Origin of the sequence: Mycolicibacter algericus DSM 45454, from assembly GCF_002086455.1 — a bacterium.
In the GTDB taxonomy this organism is placed as follows: Bacteria; Actinomycetota; Actinomycetes; order Mycobacteriales; family Mycobacteriaceae; genus Mycobacterium; species Mycobacterium algericum.
The window spans coordinates 50,465-74,800 of sequence record NZ_MVHC01000006.1; the positions used below are offsets into that span (position 1 = coordinate 50,465).

Annotated in this window: 20 protein-coding genes; 5 read left to right on the forward strand and 15 right to left on the reverse strand. The window is 70.3% G+C overall.

Translation table 11 applies throughout. From position 1 onward, the window contains the following. Window position 1: 1 nt before the first annotated feature. Genes BST10_RS08090 through BST10_RS08105 form a run of 4 tightly spaced genes read right to left on the reverse strand, consistent with a single transcriptional unit; the run spans window position 2 to window position 4,789 of the window. Complete coding sequence (locus BST10_RS08090; RefSeq protein ID WP_083037382.1) at window positions 2-1,402, reverse strand: RsmB/NOP family class I SAM-dependent RNA methyltransferase; 1,401 nt, start codon at window positions 1,400-1,402, stop codon at window positions 2-4. Further along, window positions 1,399-2,328, reverse strand: coding sequence for a methionyl-tRNA formyltransferase (fmt, locus tag BST10_RS08095; protein ID WP_083037383.1), 930 nt, complete (start codon window positions 2,326-2,328; stop codon window positions 1,399-1,401). Before fmt ends, BST10_RS08090 begins: the two co-directional genes overlap by 4 nt. 37 nt (window positions 2,329-2,365) lie before the next feature. Beyond that, the gene (locus BST10_RS08100) at window positions 2,366-3,871 is read right to left on the reverse strand and encodes a bifunctional aminoglycoside phosphotransferase/ATP-binding protein (RefSeq protein WP_083037384.1); all 1,506 of its coding nucleotides are present in this window, start codon (window positions 3,869-3,871) and stop codon (window positions 2,366-2,368) included. Between the two features lie 33 nt (window positions 3,872-3,904). Further along, entirely contained in the window at window positions 3,905-4,789 is an 885-nt protein-coding gene (locus tag BST10_RS08105) for a universal stress protein (protein ID WP_083037385.1), read from the reverse strand. A gap of 202 nt (window positions 4,790-4,991) precedes the next feature. Between BST10_RS08105 and BST10_RS08110 the strand changes: the two genes are divergently transcribed. Next, window positions 4,992-5,975, forward strand: a complete 984-nt coding sequence (locus tag BST10_RS08110) for an Acg family FMN-binding oxidoreductase (protein WP_083037386.1) — start codon at window positions 4,992-4,994, stop codon at window positions 5,973-5,975. Between the two features lie 59 nt (window positions 5,976-6,034). On the opposite strand, the gene BST10_RS08115 is transcribed toward BST10_RS08110, so the two are convergent. Next, complete coding sequence (locus BST10_RS08115; RefSeq protein WP_083037481.1) at window positions 6,035-7,978, reverse strand: primosomal protein N'; 1,944 nt, start codon at window positions 7,976-7,978, stop codon at window positions 6,035-6,037. 177 nt (window positions 7,979-8,155) lie between these two features. Between BST10_RS08115 and BST10_RS08120 the strand changes: the two genes are divergently transcribed. Beyond that, entirely contained in the window at window positions 8,156-9,514 is a 1,359-nt protein-coding gene (locus BST10_RS08120) for a DUF4226 domain-containing protein (protein WP_083037387.1), read from the forward strand. Window positions 9,515-9,547: 33 nt separating this feature from the next. Here BST10_RS08120 and BST10_RS08125 read toward each other — a convergent pair whose 3' ends face one another. After that, a complete protein-coding gene (locus BST10_RS08125; protein WP_041318052.1) occupies window positions 9,548-10,267 on the reverse strand; it encodes a lysoplasmalogenase in 720 nt (239 codons plus the stop codon). On the opposite strand from BST10_RS08125, the gene BST10_RS08130 reads away from it, so the two are divergent. Both BST10_RS08130 and BST10_RS08135 read left to right on the forward strand, forming a co-directional pair. After that, complete coding sequence (locus tag BST10_RS08130; RefSeq protein ID WP_083037388.1) at window positions 10,266-11,219, forward strand: alpha/beta hydrolase; 954 nt, start codon at window positions 10,266-10,268, stop codon at window positions 11,217-11,219. The two genes, BST10_RS08125 and BST10_RS08130, sit on opposite strands and share 2 nt — an antisense overlap. A 52-nt stretch (window positions 11,220-11,271) precedes the next feature. After that, complete coding sequence (locus tag BST10_RS08135) at window positions 11,272-12,768, forward strand: flavin-containing monooxygenase (RefSeq protein ID WP_083037389.1); 1,497 nt, start codon at window positions 11,272-11,274, stop codon at window positions 12,766-12,768. Between the two features lie 75 nt (window positions 12,769-12,843). Here the strand turns inward: BST10_RS08135 and metK are convergent, their stop codons facing one another. From metK to mihF, 7 genes are all read right to left on the reverse strand, one after another. Continuing rightward, entirely contained in the window at window positions 12,844-14,055 is a 1,212-nt protein-coding gene (gene metK / locus BST10_RS08140; RefSeq protein ID WP_083037390.1) for a methionine adenosyltransferase, read from the reverse strand. Between the two features lie 243 nt (window positions 14,056-14,298). After that, on the reverse strand, window positions 14,299-14,913 hold the full coding sequence (locus BST10_RS08145) for a TetR/AcrR family transcriptional regulator (RefSeq protein ID WP_083037391.1): 615 nt from the start codon (window positions 14,911-14,913) through the stop codon (window positions 14,299-14,301). After that, window positions 14,910-16,268, reverse strand: coding sequence for a hydroxysqualene dehydroxylase HpnE (gene hpnE / locus BST10_RS08150; RefSeq protein ID WP_083037392.1), 1,359 nt, complete (start codon window positions 16,266-16,268; stop codon window positions 14,910-14,912). The genes BST10_RS08145 and hpnE overlap by 4 nt, the downstream gene beginning before the upstream one ends. Window positions 16,269-16,353: 85 nt before the next feature. Continuing rightward, window positions 16,354-17,598 (reverse strand): bifunctional phosphopantothenoylcysteine decarboxylase/phosphopantothenate--cysteine ligase CoaBC, encoded by a 1,245-nt coding sequence (gene coaBC, locus BST10_RS08155; RefSeq protein ID WP_013829237.1) that lies wholly within the window; start codon window positions 17,596-17,598, stop codon window positions 16,354-16,356. A 30-nt stretch (window positions 17,599-17,628) separates the two neighbouring features. Then, entirely contained in the window at window positions 17,629-17,955 is a 327-nt protein-coding gene (rpoZ, locus tag BST10_RS08160; RefSeq protein WP_013829238.1) for a DNA-directed RNA polymerase subunit omega, read from the reverse strand. A gap of 62 nt (window positions 17,956-18,017) precedes the next feature. Beyond that, a complete protein-coding gene (gmk, locus tag BST10_RS08165) occupies window positions 18,018-18,620 on the reverse strand; it encodes a guanylate kinase (protein WP_083037393.1) in 603 nt (200 codons plus the stop codon). A 7-nt stretch (window positions 18,621-18,627) separates the two neighbouring features. Further along, a complete protein-coding gene (gene mihF / locus BST10_RS08170; RefSeq protein WP_003932123.1) occupies window positions 18,628-18,945 on the reverse strand; it encodes an integration host factor, actinobacterial type in 318 nt (105 codons plus the stop codon). Between the two features lie 826 nt (window positions 18,946-19,771). Between mihF and BST10_RS08175 the strand changes: the two genes are divergently transcribed. After that, window positions 19,772-20,104, forward strand: coding sequence for a hypothetical protein (locus BST10_RS08175; RefSeq protein ID WP_083037394.1), 333 nt, complete (start codon window positions 19,772-19,774; stop codon window positions 20,102-20,104). Window positions 20,105-20,141: 37 nt separating this feature from the next. On the opposite strand, the gene pyrF is transcribed toward BST10_RS08175, so the two are convergent. Together pyrF and carB are read right to left on the reverse strand one after the other, a co-directional pair. Beyond that, window positions 20,142-20,975, reverse strand: coding sequence for an orotidine-5'-phosphate decarboxylase (pyrF, locus tag BST10_RS08180; protein ID WP_083037395.1), 834 nt, complete (start codon window positions 20,973-20,975; stop codon window positions 20,142-20,144). Further along, window positions 20,975-24,319, reverse strand: a complete 3,345-nt coding sequence (gene carB / locus BST10_RS08185) for a carbamoyl-phosphate synthase large subunit (protein WP_013829242.1) — start codon at window positions 24,317-24,319, stop codon at window positions 20,975-20,977. Before carB ends, pyrF begins: the two co-directional genes overlap by 1 nt. Window positions 24,320-24,336: the final 17 nt, after the last annotated feature.

Sequence of the window (24,336 nt, forward strand, 5' to 3'; positions counted from 1 at the left end):
CTCAGCCTACTTGTAGCGCCGCGGCGAACATGGCGTCGGTGCCGTGCCGGTGCGGCCACAACTGCACGTGCGGGCCTTCCCCGAGCAGGCCCAAGCCGTCCAACGGCGCGAACAACGGCCGGGTGTCCAGCGCCGTCACCGGATGCCGCCGCAGCGCGTCGGCCACCACCCCGACGGTTTCGGCCAGGTGCGGCGAACACGTCGCATACAGCACCACGCCGCCCGGCCGGGTCAGCGCGATCGCCGCCGCCAGCAGTTCGCGCTGCAGCTTCGCCAGCACCGGGACGTCGGCGGGCTGGCGTCGCCAGCGCGCTTCGGGGCGGCGCCGCAATGCCCCCAGACCGGTGCACGGCGCATCGACCAGTACCCGGTCGAAGCCGGGCGGCAACCCGGAATCGCGGCCGTCGGCGGTCAGCACCGCTACATCCAGGCCGCGGGTGTTCTCGGTGACCAGGTCGGCGCGCTGCGGCGACTGTTCCACCGCGGTCACCCGTGCGCCGGTCGCGGCTCCCAGCGCGGCCAGCAGCGCGGTCTTTCCGCCGGGTCCGGCACACAGGTCCAGCCACCGCCCGGTGTCGTCGCCGGCTACCGGAGCCAACGCCAGCGCACGGGCCACCAGTTGACTGCCTTCGTCCTGTACCAGGGCTGCACCGGCCTGCACCGGCTCCAGCCGGCCCGGGTCGCCGCCGGACAGGTACACCGCGTACGGCGAATACCGGCCGACGGTGCCCTCGACGGCCGCGGCCAGCTCGGCGGCGGTCAGCATGCCCGGCCGGGCGGCGAGATGCACCTGGGGACGCTCGTCGTCGGCGGCCAGCACCGCGCCGAGTTCACCGGCGTCGACCCCCAGCGCATCGGCGAAGGCCTGCGCTATCCAGCGGGGATGCGCCCGGACGAACGCCGCGTGTCCGATCGGGTCGGTGGCCGCGTCCGGCGCCAGCTCCCCGGTCCAGGATTGCTCATCGCGGCCGCTGATGGTGCGCAGCACTCCGTTGACGAAACCCGCACGCGCCGAATCGAATTCGATAGCGGCTTGCTCGACGGTGGTGGACACCGCGGCATGGGCGTCGACGCGGGTGCGCAGCAACTGGTAGCTGCCCAGCCGCAGCAGGTCCAGCAGCACCGGGTTGATCGCGTCGGCCGAGCGCTGCGCGGCCGCCCCGATGATCGCGTCGAGCAGCCCGCGCGCCCGGCAGGTGCCGTAGGTCAGTTCGGTGGCGAAAGCGGCGTCGCGGCCGGTGATCCCGCGTTCGCGCAGTAGCGCGGGCAGCATCAGGTTCGCGTAGGCGTCGCGCTGCGAGACCGCCCGCAATACGTCGAATGCGGCACGGCGTGCCGGATCCAGCGGTTTGCGCTCGCGTTTGTGCGGGCCGCGCTGCGGCCGGCGGGGCTGGCGGGTCATGACGCCCGCGCTTCGGTGAGCCGGGCGCCGCGCGCCCAGTCGGCGGCGTCCATGAATTTCTTTCCCGGCGGCTGGATTTGGCCCAGTCGTACCGGCGTCGATCCGGAGCCGACCCAGACGCTTCGCCGGTCGACGTGAATATCCCCGGGCGCCAGCGTCTTCGGCGCTTCCTCGGCGATACTGATCGGTCCCAGCTTGATCCGCAGATCGCCGATCATCGTCCAGGCGCCCGGATTCGGGGTGACGGACCGGATGCGACGGTCGATCACCGCGGCGGGCAGCTCCCAGCGCACCCGCGCGTCCTCGACGCTGATCTTCGAGGCATAGCTGACCCCGTCGGATGACTGCGGGACCGCGGTCAGTGCGCCGTCGGCGATGCCGTCGAGAGTGGCCGCCAGTAGTTCGGCACCCGAGACCGCCAGTCGGCCCAGCAGCTCACCGGCGGTGTCGCCCGGCCGAATCGTCTCGGTGGCGACACCGTAGACCGGACCGGAGTCCAGGTCCGGTTCGATCCGGAACGTCGTGGCGCCGGTCACTTCGTCGCCGGCGGCGATAGCAGCCTGCACCGGGCTCGCCCCCCGCCAGGCCGGCAGCAGCGAGAAGTGCAGGTTGATCCAGCCGTGCACCGGTACCGACAGCAGGCCGTCGCGCAGCAGCGCCCCGTAGGCGACCACCGGGCAGCACTCGGGTGCGAGGTCGGCCAGCTCGGCGACGAACTCCGGCGAGTTCGGCTTGGCCGGCCGCAGCACCGGGATGTCGTGGTCGAGAGCCAGCCGCGCCACCGGCGACGGCTGCGGGCGCCCCCGCCGCCCCGACGCCGCGTCGGGCCGGGTGAGTACCGCCGCCACCTCGTGGCGCGGTGAGTCGATCAGCCGCTGCAACGACGGCAACGCGGTGTCCGGGGTGCCGGCGAAGACGATGCGCACCGGAACAGTTTAGGGAAGCGACGGGTCGCGGCGGCGGCTACCGCGCGGCGCCGTCCCCGTACGGCGGCTGGATCGCGGCCCGCCATTGCTCGTGGGCCTCTCGCACGCACTCATCGAGCGGCTTCGACGTGTCGACGTGATGCGCGGTGTCCCACCGGAAGTCGTCAGCCCCCAGCACGCCGGCGATCTGGGGCGTCGCATCGGAGCTGCCCGCCGCCCTGGTCCTGACGCGCTCGGCGGCGACCTCGATCGGCACCACACAGCGGATCTCGCCGAACGCCGCATGCTTGTCGTCGGCCAGCCGGCGCGCTTCGGCGCGGATCTCCGCGTCACGCCAGGTGCCGTCGAGCACGACCGACACCCCGTCGCCCAGGTGGCGGCCCGCCCGTTGCAGTACCGCGTGATAGACGGCTGCGACGTTGGCCGGCGCGTAGAGACCCGCGCCGAGGCTGCCCGCCTCGCCACTGAGCTGCCCGGAGCTGCGCAATTCCCGGCGCACGTCGTCGGTCGACACCACCACCGCCCCGACATGGCCGGCGAGTGCGCCGGCCAGGGTCGACTTCCCGGTACCGGGGCCGCCGCCGACGAGCACCAGCCGCACGGCGCCGTCCTCCAGGTGACGCAAGGCGATGTCCAGGTGGTCGGCCGCGGCCGCTGCGGACCCTCGTTTGCCCTGGGTCAACCGCACACAGTCGACCTTGGCCCGCACCACCGCGCGGTAGGCGATGTAGAAATCCCGCAGCGAGCGCGCCGCGGTATCGCCCGAACCTGCCGCGTAGCGCTCCAGGAAATGGTCCCCCAGATCCTTGCGTCCCAGGAACTCCAGATCCATGGCCAGGAAGGCGGCGTCGTCGATGCGGTCGACATAGCGCAGTTCGTCGCTGAACTCCAGGCAGTCGAGCAGCACCGGCCGGTCGTCCACCCAGAAGATGTCGTCGGCCAGCAGGTCGGCGTGGCCGTCGACAATGCAGCCCTGCTCGACGCGCCGGGTGAACAGACCCGCCCGGCCGGCCAGGTATTCGGCGCCGAGACCCTGCACCCGCCGCACGGTTTCGGATGGCACAGCGGTGCCGGCGTGCTGGTGCAGCGTGGGAAAGTTGTCGTCCCAGCGTTGCCGGACCGCCTCGGGGTCCCCCTGCCGGCTGATCGTCGGGCTGCGCTCGCCGTGGTCGTGGAAATCGGCCAGCAGGCCGGCGATGCGGTCGAGCACGTGTTCGACGGGCTCGGCGCGCTTGACCATCGAGGCCAGCCGTTCTTCATCGTGATAGCGCCGCATCACGATGACCGGTTCGGCCGGGGCGCCGGCGGGCCCCTGAAAGTGGGCCACCCCAAGATAGCTGTCGGGCGCAAGGCGGCTGTTGAGCTCGACTTCTCGCCTACACGCCTGCTCACGCTGCGCCACGGTGCGGAAATCGAGGAAGTCGGTCTGCAGCGGCTTTTTGGCCTTGTAGGCCCGATCGCCCACCAGCACCACCACGCCGGAGTGCGTCTCGTGTGCCTGAACGTAGGGCGCCGCCTTCTCCCCGGGTATCTCAGACTCCATGGCTTCCAGTGTTGACGATCGGTGCGGCCAAGGTCATTTCGCGGCGGGCCGCGGGCGGACCACGATCACCGGAATCCCCGCCGCCTGGGCGACCGCGGAACTGACCGAACCCAACAGTTGACTCGCGAATCCGCCACGGCCGCGACTGCCGACCACCACCAGTTGGGCCTGCTCGGCCGCGTGGATCAACCAGCGGGCGGGCTGGTCACTGACCACCTTCCGGTGCACGATCACATCGGGATACTGCTCTTGGTAGCCGGCAAGCCGTTCCGCGAGAATCTCGTGTGCCTGCTCTTCGTAGTCGCTGCGGTCGATGTTCAGCAGAGGCATGACCCCGACGTCGCTCCAGGCGTGCAACCCCACCAGTGGCACTCCCCGGCGGGACGCCTCGTCGAACGCCAGCGCCGCCGCGGTCTCCGAGGCCGGCGATCCGTCGATCCCCACCACCACGGGTGCGTCCTCGGCGACGGCGCGATCCGTCCGGATGACCGCCACCGGGCCGTGGCCGTGGTGGATCAGGCTGGTACTCACCGAGCCCAGCAGCAAGCGGCCGATCGCGCCCAGCCCCGTGCTGCCGACGACGGTCATCCAACTGCCCTTGGTGGCACCGATCAACGTGGCGATGACCTGGGAGTAGGCAATCTCGGTGTGCACCCTGGGTGCCGCGGGCCCACGGGATTCGACAACACTGCGGGCCCGTTCAAGGACCCCTCGCGCCGCGTCGGCCTGCCAGCTGGGCATGCCGTCAGACCGTGGGTCCGGCGGCCATCCGGTCTCCAGCGGGGTCACCACGTGCAACAGGGTGAGCGGCAGGTTGCGCATAGCCGCCTCGTGCGTCGCCCAGGCGACCGCCGCATCGGATTCGGCAGATCCGTCGACACCCACCACTATCCCGCGGGTCGTCTCCGCTTGTGACATCGTGCGGCCCTCCAGCCATCGTCGCCCGCCCCGACCTTGAAGCTACGGCAGGCCGGGCTGGTTTGCAGGAGTCGTTGGGCCCCACCTCGGCGCCGTTCGCCTGCTATGCAGGTAGGACGACGACCCGCAGAGTGCCAACGGCCCTTTCGCCGGCACTCGGTTCACGGGATCATGGGTGATAGGTGGAGATCGGAGGACTGAGGTGTCTACCGCGTTGGTCGCGACCGAAACGATCCGGGATGCGGTGCAGACCGCATGCCGTGCCCCGTCGCAGCACAACATCCAGCCGTGGCGCTGGGTGCTCGACGGCGACGAGCTCCGATTGTTCGTCGACCCCGGCCGGATACTTCCGTCGGATCGGGGCGGCCGCCAGGCGGTCATCGGGTGCGGTGCGGCGCTGGATCATCTTCGGGCCGCCGTGGCCGCGGTCGGCCTGCGCACCGATGTGCAGCGGTTTCCCAACCCCAACAACCCCGATCATCTCGCGTCGATCCGCTTCGCCCGGATGGGCTTTGTCACCGCCGGGCACCACCGCCGCGTAGACGCGATGCGGGTACGGCGCAGCGATAGGTTGGCGCTGGCCGCACCGTCGAACTGGGACTTGTTCGAACCCGTACTGCGCAACCACATCGGCCACATGCGGGTGCATCTCGATGTGCTGCCCGAGGACACGCGCCCTCGGCTTACGCAGGCGTCACAGTTGGCGGAATCGTTGCGGCTCTACGACTCCAACTACCATGCCGAACTGAATCGCTGGACGGTGCCGTTCGAGGAATCCGCGGGTATCCCCTACCGCTCGTTGGCGTCGCTCACCGAAGGTGACCGGGTGGGCATCGGGCGAGCGTTTCCCGCCGGCCATCGGCAGGAACGGCGGGTTCACCTCACCGAGGACCAGGCCACGGTCGTGGTGCTGTCCACCGACAGCGATACCCGCGCCGACGCCCTGGCGACCGGCGAGGCGCTCTCGGCCGTCCTGCTGGAGTGCACGATGGCCGGACTGGCCACCTGCCCGCTGACACATCTGACCGAGGTACAGGCGTCCCGGGAGATCGTCGAGACGCTGGTGGGCGGTGATGCCCTCCCACAGGTGCTGATCCGGATCGGGCACGCACCCGCCACCGAAGAATCACCGCCGCGCACCCGGCGGCGCCCGCTTGACGACGTCCTGAAAGTCCAAGGGAGATAGGGTCGGTCACCGCGCGGGACGGCGACGTGTCCTGGCGACCTGGCCTCGCCGTCGGCGGGTCAGCCGATGTGCAGCGGGTCGATCTGCACCCGCACCGGGCGGTGGGACCCGCGCGCGCTGAGCACACCGATGCTGTCACGCAGCGCCGCGGCCAGCGCAAGACCGTGATCGCGGCCCACCCGGACCAGCATCCGGATCACGGCCGACTCGTCGCCGATACCGGCCGGGCGCCGCACCCCGGGCGGCAGCGGTACCGGGCCCAGGGGCTCGGCGCCGTCGGGTAACCGCGCCTGCTCCAGCAGCGCCGCCACCGACTCCACATCACCGTCGACGGTGGCGATATGCACCGCCGGCGGCAGTCCGACCTCGGCGCGGGTGCCCAGTTCGGCATCGGCATGGCCGACCGGGTCCCACCGGATGAGAGCCTGCACGGTCGGGATCGACGACTCGGCCACCACCGTCACCACCCCGCCGGCATCACGGTCGCGCACCAGCGCCGCCGCGGCCATCCAGCGGCGCAGCGTGTCTTCGGCGGCGCGCAGATCCTGGCGGCCCAGCAGCGCCCAGCTGTCCAGCAGCAGTCCCGCCCCGTAGCCGTTCGGGGTTCGCGGTTCGGCGCCGGGGGTGGCGATCACCAACGCGGGCCCGTCATCGGTGCGATCGACGATGGTGTCCCCGGCGGAGGTGATGACCGGGGTGCCCGGGAAGGCGCGGCCGAGTTCTTCGGCAGTGCGCCGCGCGCCGATGACCACCGCGCGCACCGAATCCGAGCCGCAGCGCCCACACCGCAGCGCCGGATCGACCCGGCCGCACCACCGGCACACTGCCGCACCGCCGCGCTCCGGCAGCGACAACGGCCCGGTGCAGTGCCGGCACCGTGCGATGGTTCGACAGCGTCCACACGCCAGCGACGGCACATACCCGCGCCGGGGCACCTGCACCAGCACCGGTGCACCCGCGGCCAGTGCGGTGCGCGCGTTCTGCAGGGCGACCGCGGGCAGTCGGGCGGTGCGCGCCGCGGCGTCACGCTCGTCCGCATACCCGCTGTCGTCGAGGGCCACCACTCGCGGTGCCGCAGCCCGCACCACCGCCCGCGACGCCACCACGTCGTGCGCCCATCCGGCACTCACCAGGGCGTGCGCCTCGGCGGTGCGCGCATAGCCGCCGATCAGTGCGGCACAGCCCGACAGATGCGCCCGCAGCATCGCCACCTCACGGGCGTGCGGGTAAGGCGCCCGCGGCTCGGCCAGGCTGTCATCGCCGTCATCCCAGACCATGACCAGCCCCAGCTCTGGCAGCGGGGCGAAGACCGCACTGCGGGTGCCGATCACCAGCCGGGCGCCGCCGCGCAGCACCGACAGCCAGCGCCGGTACCGGGTGGCCGGCCCCAGCCCCGCCGACAGGGCGGCGACCGCCGACTCGCCGATCCGGGCTGTCGCGGCATTCCACAATGCGTCGACGTCACGCTGATCGGGCACGATCGCCACGGCCGTGTGCCCGGCACGGATGGCGGCGACGGCAGCCTCGGCGAACCGATCGGTCCATGAGTCGCCCGGCAGCACCTGCCAGACCGCACGTGCGGCCCGCCCCTCCTCCAGCGCCGCCAGATACGCGCCGCCGGCCGGATAGCGCTGCCAGCCCGCCGGATTCACCGGTTCGAGCACCGGCGCCTCCGGTAGCTCCACCGCTTCGCGTTCCACCCGGGCGTGGCGCGGCGGTATCGCCAGGCGCAGCACGTCGGCCCGGCTGCCGGCGTAACGGGCAGCCACCGCTTCCACCAGCCGGCGAACCTCGGCGGTGAGCACCGGTTCGGCCGAGATCACCCGCTCCAGCCGGCCCAGTCTGCCGGTGTGGTCGGTATCGGCGCGGCGCTCCCAGATGAAGGCATCGACCAGCCGACCGTGGAAGCGCACCCGCACGCGGGTGCCGGGCAACGCGTGTTCAGCCTGCTCCGGTGTGACGAGATAGTCGAACTCGCGGTCCAGATGCGGCACCGTCAGCATCGGCAGCACCCGGGCGATGGGGCCGCCGGGCTCGCCGGGTTCGCTCTCGAGGCGCTCGACGCTCACCACGCAGGTCTAGCAGACGCCGCCGACCCCGGCATCCGCCGGATCACAGGGCCGCCCGGCCTGTGGATCGGCGGGCGCGCCGGTGCTCGCGCCGAATTACCTTGCTGCGGTATGCCCGAACAGCGCGGCGCCCACGCGGAGACGGCGCAGGCCCGCGAGGGCTCACTCGTCGTCCGGCAACAGACCGCAGCCCGCACCGACGACGTGCTGTCCACGGCACTGCGCGGCGCGGTCGATCACGCCCGGGAGGGTCGTCGGCGTCTCGATACCATCGGCGCCGAGATCCGCGATGCGCTGGGCGACCAGCGGGCGCCGGCATCGGACACCCCGGCCGGTGTCCGCCAGTTCCAGCTCTTCCTGGCCGCCAAGGCCCGAGACATCCGCCGGGTGGTCGCCGACGTCGCCGCCGACAACCGGGCGGGTACGGCGCTGCTGCAGTCGCTGGGGTCCGACTATGGGATCGCGGCCCGAGTGCGCGACCGGTTGAACCGGCAGGCTCTCGCCGATGACATCAGCCGGGTGGAGCACGCCACCGAGGCGATCAGCGCCGCGGACATGATCCGCTACGACAACGCGCTGCGGGTCCGTGACGGGCTGCGGTGCAACGCCGACGCGGGCACCGGGGCGGTGCTGTTGCTCAGTTATGACCCGGCGGCGTTCGCCGGCCGGGGCCGGGCCGCCATCGCGATCGGCGACCCCGACACCGCCGACAACACCACCGTGCTGGTGCCCGGGGCGCACAGCAGCGTCCGTGACGGCTACCTGTCGAATCCCGACGGGGTGAACGTCTACCGCGAGGCCACCCGCGCCGATCCGGCCCGATCGAATTCGGTCATCCTGTGGATGGGTTATCGCGCCCCGGACAGCCTGTTGGATCCACTGGTGGCGCAACCGGATTCGGCGCGGTCCGGCGGCAGCATGCTGGCCGCCGACGTCAACGCCCTGCGGGCGGCGCACCGCGGCACCGGCCATATCACCGTGGTCGGGCATTCGTACGGCTCGACCACGGTGGCCGACGCCGCGGCCGGCTTCGGGATGCGGGCCGATGATGTGGTGCTCGTCGGCTCGCCGGGAACCGACCTGGCACGCAGCGCCAAGGACTTTCATCTGCCGCGGGACGGACACGTGTATGTGGGCGCGGCATCGTCGGATCCGATCACCGGATTCGCCGGCGAACCACAACTGCCGGTGCCCGCAACCGCGGCAACGGTCGGGCTGGGCCCCGACCCGGCCGACGACGGCTACGGCTCGACCCGGTTCAAAGCCGAGCCCCCGTGGTTGTCCTCACCGATGGCCGGTCACAGCTCCTATTTCAAACCGGGCAGCGAATCGCTGTTCAGCATCGGCGACATCGCGTCCGGCCACGGCGACGCGCTGGCGCACGACCACATGACCGCACCGCACCGCCACCGGCTTCCTGCTTTCGACCCGGAACTGCTGCGTCCCGGAACAGGGCATCACCGGCACTGACTGATCTGGCCCGCCGGCAGGCCTCAGTCTTGCTCAGTCCAAGGCCGGCTGCTCGCCGCCGGAGCGGCCGAAGAAGAAGCCGGCCGTGATGAGCAGCTGCGCCGCCGCATAGGCCCACCAGATCGGCACCGCCAGCATCTCGTTGCCCAGCACGAACTTGCCGGCCCCGATCATGGCGTCCGACACCGCGAAGAACACCGCACCCAATGCCGTCCAACGGGTGGGCAGCTTCGCCAGCAGGGCCGCGCACACCATGGCGCCGAGCACCAGCACGTAGACGGTCACCGGGACGGTCATCCCCTCGCGAGACAGGCCGGGCCAGAACCACACCAACAGGGCCAGGCAACTGACGCCGACCAGCCCCGCCCCGATCAGCCCGCCGCGAGAGACCACCGCCAGCTGAAGCAGTGCCCCCAGAAAGCACAAGTGCGCCAACAGGAACGCGGTCAGGCCGGCAACGAACGACGGCTCCCACCACGGGATCGCCAGCAGCCAGTCACCGGCGGCCGACAGGATCAGCGCAGGGATCAGCCAGCGCGCCTCGCGCAGGATCGGGTGCGCCGCCGCGGCCACCGCCAGCAATACCGCCATGGCCGCCTTGAACGCCGGCTGGCCGACCCAGTGCCCGGTCAGCGCATCGCCCGGCGGTGATCGCAGCGCCAGCACGGTCAGAAAGATCCCGTACCCGACAGCGACCCAACCGGCCGCGGCCCAGGCGGTGGGGACCAGTCGTGTTGCGTACGGTGTTCCCATGCCGCTCGTCGACGATGACTCCGCTATCGACCCCATAGTGCTGAAGGTACTGGACGCCGTCCCCTACCGGCTGACTCTGGCCGACGGCGTCGAAGCGGCGCGCCGCACGATGCGCGACCTGCCACGCCGGCCGGTGTACCCCGAGTTGCCCGCGCAGGACCGGGTCATCGAAGGCCCTGGCGGTGACCTGCCGGTGCGGATTTATCGCCCGCCGAGCCCTGGCGCCGCTCCGGTGGTGGTGTTCTTCCACGGCGGCGGCTTCGTCGCCGGTGACCTCGACACCCACGATGGCACCGCCCGCCAGCACGCGGTCCACGCCGACGCGGTGGTGGTGTCGGTCGATTACCGGTTGGCTCCCGAGCACCCGTTCCCGGCCGCCGTCGAGGATGCGATGGCGGCCACCGAATGGGTGGCGGCACATGCCGAGGAGCTGGGCGCAGATCCGGCCCGGCTGGCGGTGGCCGGCGATTCGGCCGGCGGAAACCTGGCGGCGGTGGTGTCGCAGCTGGCCCGCGACAATCGGACGCCTTGCATCACTTTTCAGTTGCTGTGGTATCCGGCGACCACCTATGACACCACGCTGCCATCTTTCACCGAGAACGCCTCGGCGCCGATCATCGACCGCGAGGCCCTGGCAGAGGTCACCTTCGCCTACGCCGCGGGGGTCGACCTGAGTGATCCGCCGCCGATGCTGGCGCCGGCGCGGGCCGCGGATCTGGCGGGTCTGCCGCCGGCCTATATCGCGGTGGCCGGCCACGATCCGCTGCGTGACGACGGTATCCGCTACGGCGAACTGCTGTCGGCCGCCGGGGTGCCGGTGCAGGTGCACAACGCGACGACCCAGGTGCACGGCTACCTGGGCTACGCCGGGATCATCCCGTCGGCCACCGAGGCCACCGACCTGGGGCTGGCGGCCCTGAAAGCGGCCCTGCACGCCCCCGTTTCTGACTGACGCGACCGCCCGGCGCGCTACGGTCGAGCAATATCAGCGACGAGGAGCCACCGTGACCGAGAAACCCGACCATGAAGTCCTGATCGTCGGCGCCGGCTTCTCCGGCATCGGCGCGGCGATCGGCCTCGACCGAGCCGGCATGCCCGACTATCGGATCATCGAGGCCGGCGACGGGGTCGGTGGCACCTGGCATTGGAACACCTATCCCGGTATCGCCGTGGATATTCCGTCGTTCTCGTATCAGTTCTCCTTCGAGCAGAGCACCGAGTGGTCGCGTACCTACGCACCCGGCCGAGAGCTGAAGAACTATGCCGAGCACTGCGTCGACAAGTACGGGCTGCGTTCCCGGATCCAGTTCGGGACCAAGGTGCTGTCGGCGGAGTTCGATGACGAACGCGACGTGTGGCGGGTGCAGCTGGAACCGCCGCATGGCGCCAGCGGCTGGGTCACGGCGCGCTTTCTCATCAACGCCAGCGGCGTGCTGACCACACCGCAGCTGCCCGATATCGACGGCGTCGACACCTTCGCCGGCGTGGCCATCCACACCGCGCGCTGGGACCATTCCCAGGACCTGACCGGCAAGCGCGTCGCGGTGATCGGTACCGGGGCATCGGCGGTGCAGGTGATCCCGGAGATCGCGCCGACCGTGTCCTCACTCACCGTTTTTCAGCGCACCCCGATCTGGTGCTTCCCGAAGCTGGACCTGCCGCTACCGGCTCCGATCCGCTGGGCGATGCGGGTTCCCGGCGGCATGGCGGTGCAGCGGCTGGCCAGCCAGGCCTACGTCGAGGCGACCTTCCCGATCGCGGCGCAGTACTTCACGGTGTTCCCGCTGGCCAAGCAGATGGAGTCCGCCGGGCGGGCGTACCTGCGCCGGCAGGTGCATGATCCGGTGGTGCGGGATCAACTCACGCCGCGCTACGCCGTCGGCTGCAAGCGCCCCGGCTTCCACAACACCTACCTGTCGACGTTCAACCGCGACAACGTTCATTTGGTGGTTGATCCCATCGACCGGATCACCCCCACCGGGGTCGTCACCGCTTGCGGGTCGTCCCACGAGGTCGACGTGCTGATCCTGGCCACCGGGTTCAAGGTGATGGACAGTGACAACATCCCGACATTCGCCGTCACCGGGGCCGGCGGCCAGTCGCTGAGCCGGTTCTGGGACGAGCACCGGCTGCAGGCTTACGAGGGGGTCAGCATCCCCGGATTCCCCAATCTCTTCAGCGTTTTCGGTCCGTACGGCTACGTCGGGTCATCGTATTTCGCGCTCGTCGAAGCACAGACCCATCACATCGTGCGGTGCCTGACGAGCGCCCGTGGCCGTGGGGCGACCCGGATCGAGATATCCGAGGCGGCCAACGCCCGCTACTTCGACGAGATGATGAGCAAACGCCACCGGCAGGTGTTCTGGCAGGACAGCTGCAAGTCGGCCAACAGCTATTACTTCGACAAGAACGGGGATGTCCCGTTGCGACCCACCACGACGGTGGAGGCCTACTGGCGCAGCCGACGCTTCGACCTCGACGACTACCGGTTCACCGCCTGATTTCTACGGCGCGAGCAGACACGAAAGCCCCCAAATCCGGCCGGAAATGGGGGCTTTCGCGTCTGCTCGGCGGAATTAAATGGCGCGCTTGAGGTCGTCGACCTTGTCGAGCTGCTCCCACGGCAGTTCGATGTCGGTGCGGCCGAAGTGGCCGTACGCGGCGGTCGGCGCGTAGATCGGGCGCAGCAGGTCCAGGTCGCGCACGATCGCGCCCGGGCGCAGGTCGAAGACCTCGGGCACGATCTTCTCGATCTTGACCGGGTCGACGGTGGCGGTGCCGAAGGTCTCGATGAACAGCCCGACCGGGGCGGCCTTGCCGATGGCGTAGGCCACCTGGACCTCAACGCGCTGCGCCAGGCCGGCGGCGACGATGTTCTTGGCCACCCAGCGCATCGCGTAGGCGGCCGAACGGTCGACCTTCGACGGGTCCTTGCCGGAGAAGGCGCCGCCGCCGTGGCGGGCCCAGCCGCCGTAGGTGTCGACGATGATCTTGCGCCCGGTCAGGCCGGCGTCACCCATCGGCCCGCCGACGACGAACTTGCCGGTCGGGTTGATCAGCACCCGGGTCGACGACGAGTCCAGCGTCTCGTGGGCGAGCTCGGCGAGCACGGTGGTGATCACGTGCTCCCGCAGGTCGGGGTCCAGGGTCTTCACCAGGTCGATCCCGTCGGCGTGCTGGGTGGAGATCACCACGGTGTCCAGCCGGGTCGGGACGTCGTCCTCGTATTCGATGGTGACCTGGGTCTTGCCGTCCGGGCGCAGGTAGGCCAGCGTGCCGTTCTTGCGGACCTCGGTCAGCCGCCGCGACAGCCGGTGGGCCAGCGCGATCGGCAGCGGCATCAGCTCGGGGGTGTCAGCGATCGCGTAGCCGAACATCAGGCCCTGGTCGCCGGCGCCCTGGGAGTCCAGCGGGTCGGCCGCGCCCTCGACGCGGGCTTCGTGGGCGGTGTCGACACCCTGCGCGATGTCGGGTGACTGGGCGCCGATGCCGATGTTGACCCCGCAGGTCTCACCGTCGAAGCCCTTGTCCGACGAGTCGTAGCCGATGTCGAGGATGCGCTCGCGCACGGTGTTGGTGATGTTGGCGAACGCCTCGCGGGCGCTGGTCGTCACCTCGCCGACCACGTGCACCTGACCGGTGGTGACCAGGGTCTCCACCGCGACCCGGGAGCGGGGGTCATCGGCGAGCAGTGCGTCGAGCACCGAGTCGCTGATGGCGTCACAGATCTTGTCGGGATGTCCCTCGGTCACCGACTCACTGGTGAACAGCCGACCCTTTTCGCTCACAATGTCACCCTCCGGGTATCGATCCAAAAGTTAGCTCGGGCAAATATAGCTATGCGCTCCTGGTGACGGCCTGACAGTCCGGTGGGGCGCCCCCAGGTCGCGGGCCGGGTAGTGCCTGTGCTCCCCCCGCGACCGGGAGATGCTCGACGACACGCCCCACGACGAGACACCTGAACGACTCGGCCCTGTGGCTGCCCACCTTACCGTCCTGGCTGCGTGCGGCGGCAGGCCGGGTGGCGGCTGTCACGGTGTCGGCGGCGTCGCCGTCTCGAGGCGGACCGCCCAGCCGACCAGCGACCGCAGATAGCGCAGCACCAACTCATCCGGATACGCATCGGGGTCGGTCAGGTGCAGCAGCGCCAGTTCCTCCAGTGCGGACAACAGCAGTCGCGCCGTCGCGCCGTCGGCGTCGACCGGGTGACCGGTGAGCCCGGACAACCTGTCTGCCGCGATACGGCGGGCATAGCGGCGGCCCAGCTCGGTGCGGGCTTGCAGTTGCGGTGGTGCTGCGGCGGGCGGGCTCAAGATGATGCGCCAGCTCGTCGGCGCCGCGTGCAGGTAGGCCAGGATGCCCCGGCCGACCGCGTCCGGGTCATCGTCGGGCGGGCCGTCCACACTGCGCATGCCGGCGAAGGCGATCTCCGATTCCCGGTCGAGCAGCGCCGACATCAATCCGGCCAGGTCGCCGAAGTTCTGGTACACCACCGTGCGGGTGACCCCGGCGGCGCGGGCCACCCGTTCGATGGTCACCGCGGCGAAACCCTCGGTGGCGACGATGTCGCGGGCACGGTCGAGCAGCTGGGCACGGCGGGCCTGTCCCGACATCCGCCGCCGCGGCGACGCCGGCTGCGCGCTCATCGGTGTTCCGGCAGTGCGAGCAGCAGCTTTACCGCGCGGGCCGCACTCTGCGCGGCGCTTTCCATCGTCGCCGACCAATCGGTGCGGGTCCAGTCGCCGGCGAGCACCAGGCTCGGCACCGAGGTGCGCTGGTCCGGGCGCAGCCCGTCGGTGCCGACGGCCTGCGAGAAAGTCGCCTTCGGCATCTTGACCACCTGGGCGGCCACCACGTTCGCCTCGGCGGCGGCCGGATAGTAGCGGCGCAGCAGCTCCAACTGCTCGGCCACGATCTGGTCGCTGGACCGGTGGATCTGTTCGTAGGCGCCGCTGGTGGTCAGGCAGTACAGCCATGCGCCGTCCGGGTCGCGGCCCTGCATCCGCTGCCGGTCGAAGACCTCGTCGATGATGCCGGTGCCGCCGATCACCGCCTCCATCGCTGCTTCGGTGCCCAGCGGCCGGTCCAGGTAGAGGTTGGTGCTCACGATCGGGGTGTGATGCAACTTGTCTGCCGCGGCGTAGATTTCGGCGTGCTCGGGCAGGTCGTCGAGCAAGCCGCCGATATGGGAGTTGGGCACCGCGCACACCACCGCGTCTGCCGGTATCTCGGTACCATCGGCCAGTTCCACCGCGCGGACCGCGTTGTGCTGCACCACGATTCGCCTGGCCACCGTGCGATAGCGCACGTCGACGCCGCGTCGGTCGAACAGCGCGAGCGCACCCGTGATGTAGAGCGTGTCGAGGTCGGTGGTCGGGTAGCCGATCGTCACCGCGGTGCGGTGCCGCAGGCCCAGCCGGATTCCGGTGGCGAGCACGTCGGCGAAGACTTTGGCCGAGCCACGCTCCACCGGCTCGGCGGCGATGCCGAGAGCTAGCCAGTCCCATACCGCCTGGCGCGCCGACGCCGGCATGCCCACCCGCCGAAACCACTGGTCGGTGGAGAGATCGGGCAGATCGGCGGGTTGGCGCAGTGCCTGGTGTGTCAACCGTGCCGTCGCCACCGCCGTGCGCACGCGGTCGAGCAGGCTTGCCTCCGGGTGCACACCGAACAGCGTCCGCACCGCACCCAGCCCGCGGGTCGCCATGGTGGTCGTGGCGCCTCCCGGCCAGCGCAGGGTGCCGCCGGCCGGGAACTCGACCATGGACCGGGTGCCGACGCTGGTCAGGTAGCGGAACAGGTGTTCATAGCCGCTTGCGATGACGTGCTGGCCGTTGTCCGGAAGGTCGGCTATCCCGTCCACTTTCATCGCGTGGGTGCGCCCACCGAGCCGTCCACGCCGCTCCAGCAGGGTCACCTTCTTGCCCGCCTCGGCCAGCCAGACCGCCGAGGCCAGCCCCGCCAGGCCGCCCCCGATCACCACATACCGTCGGTCGTCCATGTCGGGCCCCTTCCGAGTAACTTACGAATCGTAAGTTACTGCGGCGGCGATTGCGCGGTCAACCGCACCCCGGCCGGCGGCGGCGCTAATCGCGGCCGCCCAGGAAAGCCACCACCGCGTCCACGATCCGGCTGGCCATCAGGGTCTTCGAACCGGGCTCCAGGGCGGACTCGGTCCCGTCGGCGGCCAGCAGCCAGCCGTCATTGTGGTCCACCTCGAAAGCCCGGCCTTCCCCGACGGCGTTGACCACCAGCAGGTCGCATCCCTTGCGCTGCAGTTTCGCCCGGGCGTGGAACAGCACGTCGCCGTTCTCATCTCCGGTCTCGGCCGCGAAGCCGACGATGGCCCGCATGTTGGGCAACTGCCCGTCGGCGCGGGCCCGAACCGCGCCGGCCAGCACGTCGTCATTGCGGATCAGTTCGATGGTCGGCTCCCCCTGGTTGTCCGGCCCCTTCTTGATCTTCGCCTGCGCCGTCCGGGCGGGGCGGAAGTCGGCCACCGCGGCGGCCATCACCAGAACCTGTGCCTCGGGGGCGTGCTTGGTCACCGCGTCCTGCAGTTGCTGGGCGGAACTGACGCGCACCACGTGGACCCCGGCCGGGTCGATCAGCCCGGCGGCGTGCGCCGCGATCAGGGTGACCTCAGCGCCACGCTGAGCGGCCACCCGGGCCACCGCGTAGCCCTGCTTGCCCGAACTGCGGTTGCCGATGAACCGCACCGGGTCGATCGGCTCACGGGTACCGCCGGCGGTCACCAGCACTTTGCGACCCGCCAGGTCGTAGGGCAACGCGTCGGACCGCTCCAGCAGCAGCGAGACGACGGTGTTGATCTCCTCGGCCTCGGGCAGTCGCCCGGGCCCGGTGTCGGCGCCGGTCAGTCGGCCCGACGCGGGTTCGAGAACCACCGCGCCGCGTTCGCGCAGCGTTGCCACATTGGCGACGGTGGCCGGATGCTGCCACATCTCGGTGTGCATCGCCGGGGCGAACAGCACCGGACAGCGGGCGGTGAGCAAGGTGGCGGTCAGCAGGTCGTCGGCGCGGCCGGCGACCGCGCGAGCCAGCAGGTCGGCGGTGGCGGGCGCCACCACCACCAGGTCGGCCTGTTGGCCGATGGCGACGTGCGGAACCTGTGGGACGTCATCGAAGACGCCGGTGTGCACCGGCAGCCCGGAGAGTGCCTCGAAGGTCGCAGCCCCGACGAACCGCAGCGCGGACTCGGTCGGTACGACCTGGACGGAGTGGCCGGCCTCGGCCAGCTGCCGGACCACCGTGCAGGCCTTGTATGCAGCGATCCCACCGGAGACACCGACGACGATCCGCTTGTGCTCCACGGCTACCGACCCGTCCCGTCTCGGCCTCTGTTACTCGCCTTCGGTGTATTCGAGCAGGTCGCCGTGGATCTCGCGCAGCGCGATCGACAGCGGCTTCTCCTGCAGACCGGGCTCGACCAGCGGCCCGACGTACTCGAGGATGCCTTCGCCGAGTTGGTTGTAGTAGTCATTGATCTGTCGCGCGCGCTTGGCCGCGTAGATCACCAGGGCGTACTTGCTCGACGCCCGCTGCAGCAGTTCGTCGATGGGCGGGTTGGTGATGCCCAGCGGCGTGTCGTAGCCACCGATCATCGCCGGGTCGAATTCGGCGTCGGTGGCCGGCGAGATGGTGGCCGCGTCGGCCTGTGAGGTACTCACGTAAGACAATCTCCTGGCGATTTAGGGGCTTGGGGTGAAGCTGTTGGCGCTGTCCGGACCGATCACACCGCGCCCGGTGCGGTATCCACCAGCAAGGATACCAATTCTGAGCAGGCGGTTTCCAATCGAGCGTTGACCACGACCGCGTCGAAGTCGCCTTGCGCGGCCAACTCGGTGCGGGCGGTGGCCAGCCGACGTTCCATGACGTCCGCCGATTCGGTGCCACGCCCGACCAGTCTGGCCTGCAGCGTGTCCCAATCCGGCGGCGCCAAAAACACCGTCACGGCCTCCGGCAGGGCCTTCTTGATGGCCCGGGCCCCGGCGAGGTCCACTTCGATCAGCACCGGCCGGCCGGCTCGGGTCGCCTCGGCCACCGGGGCCGACGGGGTTCCGGATCGCTGCAGGCCGCCGTGGATGTCGGCCCACTCCAGCAGTGCGTCGGTCTCGATCAGCCGGTCGAACTCCCCCGGCGTCACGAACCGGTAGTCGACGCCGTCGACCTCCCCGGGACGGGGCGCCCGGGTGGTCGCCGACACACTGAAATACAGGTCCGGCACCCGTTCCCGCAAGCACCGGACCAGGCTCGACTTACCGACCGCGGATGGGCCGGACAGCACCACCACGCGTCCCGCGTGTCGGCTGTCCGGCCCTCCACCGGCATTCACCGACAGGTCAGGAGAAGTCGAACTTCTCCAGCAGCGCCTTGCGCTGCCGGTCGCCCAGGCCGCGCAACCGGCGGGTGGGAGCGATCTCCAGCTCGGTCATGATCTCCTGCGCCTTGACCTTGCCGACCTTCGGCAACGCCTCCAGCAGCGCGGAAACCTTCATCTTGCCCAGGACCTCGTCGGTCTCGGCGTCCTTGAGCACCTGCTTGAGGTTGGTGCCGCCACGCTTGAGCCGGTCCTTGAGCTCCGCTCGGGCCCGACGTGCGGCCGCCGCCTTCTCCAACGCGGCGGCGCGCTGCTCGTCGGTCAACTGGGGAAGGGCCACGATTCCTCCGTCTCGTCATCATCGACAACGTCGATGTTTTCCATGTCCCGGCCGGGTACTCCCGCCAGAGACGACGACCGTACCCACGCCGTCTGACGAAATCTAACCCCACCCCCCGTTTCCGGCTACAAATGCCCAGCGTGTGGCGGCTGCGCGCGGCCCACTCACCGAACCGGACCGGCGCCCTCCAGGCCGGCCACCGAGGGCCGCCATTGGTGTCAGCCAGCCTCGAGAAACAGCTTCTAGCAGGGCTTTCATCGATTTCGCCAGCCGACGGGAGCATCCGGGCCCCACCCCCGCCGGGTAGCTGAGAGACGGGCCGAATCTTCAGCGCATTGAATTCGCACCTCGCGGCGTGTCGGGCGTGTCGAGACGTGCGTCGACCGGTGGAAACGCGGCATCCCGGCAGCGCATGTGCTGATGTTGCGCGCCCTGGTCGGCCTGGCGGCGATGGCCTGTCAGCTCGAGGCCGAGGTGGCCTTGCGCGACATCGTGACGCAGTGGTAGCGCGGCTTCGCGGAACCGAAGATTCCGCCTCGGCTGGCCGCGGCATTGGGGCGCGATTAGCGGACGCGTATTTGTGCGTACCAACTGCGGCCACCACAGGTCGGCTGCCGGAGTTTCCGGCGGGAATTGACAGCACCGTCAGCAATTTATCGACCGTCACACCAGGTCAGCTCGGTAGAAAGCGGAATAGTTGCCGCTCAATGTATTGACGGCGTGAATGGCAGCAGAATGGATGATTGCCGGTCCGGCGCGCTCCGGATACAGTTTTTCTTCCGGGTGGGCGGTTGCGCCCGTTCGATGGCGAAAAAGGGGGGCCGGGATGAAGACACAGCGGTTTGGCGGCTGGGTAGTGACCGGGGTGGTGGCGCTGGCAGTCGGCACGATCGGTGCCGGTTTGGCCGCCGCCGATCCAGGCGACGGGGTCACGGCCGGCAACGGCGGTGGAGCCGAGACGAAGTCCGGCCCGTTCGGCGGCGACCTCAACGACGGCAGCTTCAATCTGTGGCCGAGTGATCATGCCGCCGACAACGTGAACCTCGGCCCGTTCAGCGGCGGTTTCGACGCCGGCACCGCCGGCGACCTCGATCAGGGAGCCGCCGGGGGCGACGGCCGCAGCGGCGACAACGCCGGCGGCATGCCTTTCCTCTGGTAGCCGCCGCGACGTCCCGCAATACCCGGCGCGCGGGTCGTTACCCGGCGCCCAGGTAACCGACGGCGTCGCGCATCCGCTCCGCTGCGCCCCGCAGCGCCGCGACGTCGGGGCCGGCGCGCAGCACCTCACGGGAGACCGCCGGCAGCAGCGTTCCCGGCGCCGCCCCGCCCAGGCCGGCCAGTTCCTCGGGGCGCCCACCCTGTGCCCCGATGCCCGGTAGCAGCACCGGGCCGCCGAGGGCACTCAGGTCGGGTACCTCGCGCAGCGTGGCGCCGACGACCACCCCGACCGAGCCGGGCTGCGGGCCCGCGCGGTTGGCTTCGGCGGCGGCATCGACGATCGACTGCGCCACCGTGCGGTCGCCGGCCCGGGCGCGCTGCACCGCGGCCCCCTCCGGATTGGAGGTGGCGGCCAGCACGAACACCCCGCGCCGGTGCGCGGCGGCGGTGTCCAGCAGCGGCCGCAGGGATCCGAAACCCAGGTACGGCGACGCCGTGACCGCGTCGGCAGCCAACGGTGACTCACCGGCCCAGGCCGCGGCGTAGGCGGCCATCGTCGAGCCGATGTCACCGCGCTTGGCGTCGGCCAGCACCAGCACGCCGGCCTCGCGAAGCGCCGCGATGGTGCGCTCCAGCACGGCGTAGCCGGCCGATCCGTAGGCCTCGAAGAACGCCACCTGCGGCTTGACGATGGCGAACCCGGCGAACGCCGCCACGCAGGTCTCGCCGAATGCCGCCAGCCCGTCCGGCGTCGGCGGCAGTCCCCAGGCGGTCAGCAGTTCGGGGTGCGGGTCGATGCCCAGGCACAGCGGGCCGCGGGCCGCCGTGGCCTGGGCCAGCCGAGTCCCGAACGCCTCGGACCCCGGAGCCACTAGTGTCCGCCGAGCGTGCTGTGCAGCTCCTGCAGCGAGCGCACCCCGATATCGCCCCGGATCCCGGCTTCGATGCCCTGAACCGCCGCGGCGGCGCCCTGCACGGTGGTGACGCACGGGATGTTCACACCCACCGCGGCCGAGCGGATCTCGTAGCCGTCCACGCGCGGACCGGAGTTGCCGTAGGGGGTGTTGATCACCAGATCGACCTCGCCGGCCCGGATCGCGTCCACCGCGGTCAGCTCCGGACGCTGCGGGCTCGGCTCCTCGAAATTCTTGCGCACCACATCGCACGGAATACCGTTGCGGCGCAGCATCTCCGCGGTTCCCTCGGTGGCCAGCACCCGGAAGCCCAGGTCAGCCAGCCGTTTGACCGGAAAGACCAGCGACCGTTTGTCGTGGTTGGCCACCGAGACGAATACCGTGCCGTCGGCGGGCAGCGACCCGTAGGCGGCGGTCTGGCTCTTGGCGAACGCGGTGCCGAAGTCCCGGTCGATGCCCATCACCTCACCGGTGGACTTCATCTCGGGGCCCAGCAGCGAGTCGATGCCCGAGCCGTCGGCGCGGCGGAAGCGGTGGAAGGGCAGCACCGCCTCCTTGACCGCGATCGGGGCGTGCGGGCCGACGCTGGCACCGTCGCCGGAGGCCGCCAGCAGCCCCTCGGTCCGCAGCCCGGCGATGGTGGCGCCTAGCATGACCCGCGCGCAGGCCTTGGCCAGCGGCACCGCGGTGGCCTTGGAGACGAACGGCACCGTCCGACTGGCCCGCGGGTTGGCCTCCAGCACATAGAGCACGTCGTCCTTGAGGGCGAACTGCACGTTGAGCAGCCCCACCACGCCGACGCCGTGGGCGATCGCCTCGGTGGCGCGGCGGACCTTCTCGATGTCGCTGCGGCCCAGCGTCACCGGCGGCAGCGCGCAGGCCGAGTCCCCGGAGTGGATGCCCGCTTCCTCGATGTGCTCCATGATCCCGCCGATGTAGACCTCGGTGCCGTCGCACAGCGCGTCGACGTCGATCTCGATGGCGTCCTCCAGGAAGCGGTCGACCAGCACCGGGTGCTCCGGCGTCAGCAGCGCCGCCCGGGTGATGTAGCCGCGCAACGTCTCCTCGTCGTAGACGATCTCCATGCCGCGGCCGCCCAGCACGTACGACGGCCGCACCAGCACCGGGTAGCCGATGTCGGCGGCGATCCGTTTGGCCTGTTCGAAGGTGGTCGCGGTGCCGTAGCGCGGAGCGGGAAGCCCGGCCGCTGTCAGCACGTCCCCGAACGCGCCGCGGTCCTCGGCCAGATCGATGGCCTCCGGGGTGGTGCCGACGATGGGTACGCCGGCGTCGGCCAGCCGCTGCGCCAGCCGCAGCGGCGTCTGGCCGCCCAGCTGAACGATGACACCCACCACACCCGGACCGCCCAGACCGGACTGCTGCTCGGCGTAGTAGACCTCGAGCACGTCCTCGAAGGTCAGCGGTTCGAAGTAGAGCCGGTCGGCGGTGTCGTAGTCGGTGGAGACGGTCTCGGGGTTGCAGTTGACCATCACGGTCTCGAAACCGGCCTGGCTCAGCGTGATCGCGGCGTGCACACAGCTGTAGTCGAACTCGATGCCCTGACCGATCCGGTTCGGCCCGGAGCCCAGGATGAGCACCTTGGGTTTGACGTCCTGGGGGGCCACCTCGGTCTCGGCGGCCGGGTCGAGCTCGAAAGTGCTGTAGTGGTACGGCGTTTTGGATTCGAACTCCGCCGCGCAGGTGTCCACGGTCTTGAACACCGGGTGGATGCCCAACCGTGACCGCAGCAGCCGTACCCCGTCCTCGCCGGCCAACTCCGGGCGCAGCGCGGCGATCTGATGGTCCGACAGGCCGTTGTACTTGCAGCGGCGCAGCAGGTCGGCGTCGAGCACCGGGGTGTCGACCACCTCGGCGCGCAGCGCCACCAGGCCGTTGATCTGGTCGACGAACCAGGGATCGACCCCGGACGCCTCGGCGACCTGTTCCACGGTGGCGCCCAGTCGCAGCGCCAGTTCGATGTCGTAGAGCCGGCCCTCGGTGGGCACCCGCAACCGCTGCAGCGCGTCGTCGGCTGAGTCTTCTTCGGGGTCGGGTTGGGTCCAGAACCCGGCACGGTCGCTCTCCAGCGAGCGCATCACCTTGCCAAGTGATTCGATGAAGTTGCGGCCCAACGACATCGCTTCGCCCACCGACTTCATCGTGGTGGTCAGCCGCGGGTCGGCGCCGGGGAACTTCTCGAACGCGAACCGCGGCGCCTTGACCACGACGTAGTCCAGCGCCGGCTCGAAACAGGCCGGGGTCTCGCCGGTGATGTCGTTGACGATCTCGTCGAGGGTGTAGCCGATGGCCAGCTTGGCGGCGATCTTGGCGATCGGGAAGCCGGTGGCCTTCGAGGCCAGCGCAGAAGACCGTGACACCCGCGGGTTCATCTCGATCACGATCAGCCGGCCGTCTTCCGGGTCGACCGCGAACTGGATGTTGCAGCCACCGGTGTCCACGCCGACCTCGCGCAGGATCGCGATGCCCAAGTCACGCATCCGCTGATACTCCCGGTCGGTCAGTGTCATCGCCGGGGCGACGGTCACCGAGTCGCCGGTGTGCACGCCCATCGGATCGACGTTCTCGATCGAGCACACCACGACGACGTTGTCGTTGCCGTCGCGCATCAGCTCGAGCTCGAATTCCTTCCAGCCGTAGATGGATTCCTCGATCAGCACGTTGGCCGTCGGGGAGGCGGCCAGGCCGTCACCGGCCATCCGGGCCACCTCGTCGAGGCTGGCCGCCAGGCCCGAACCCAGGCCGCCCATGGTGAAGGAGGGCCGGACCACGACCGGCAGGCCGAGCTCGGCGACGGTTTCCTCGACCTCGGCCATGGTGTAGCAGACCCGGGAGCGGGCCGACTCGCCGCCGACCCGGGCGACGATGTCCTTGAACTGCTGACGGTCCTCGCCGCGCTGGATGGCCTCGAAGTCGGCGCCGATCAGCTCGACACCGTAGCGTTCCAGCACCCCGTGCTCGTGTAGCGCCACGGCGGTGTTCAGCGCGGTCTGTCCGCCCAGCGTGGCCAGCAGCGCGTCGATCTTGTTGCCGCGCTCGGCCTGCTGGGCGAGCACCTTCTCGACGAACTCCCAGGTGATGGGCTCGACATAGGTGTGGTCGGCGTACTCGGGGTCGGTCATGATCGTGGCCGGGTTGGAGTTGACCAGGCTCACTTGCAGGCCCTCGGCCTTGAGCACCCGGCACGCCTGGGTGCCGGAGTAGTCGAACTCACAGGCCTGGCCGATCACGATCGGTCCGGATCCGATCACCAGCACGTGGCGCAGGTCGGTACGGCGCGGCATTACTTGCTGCCTTTCTT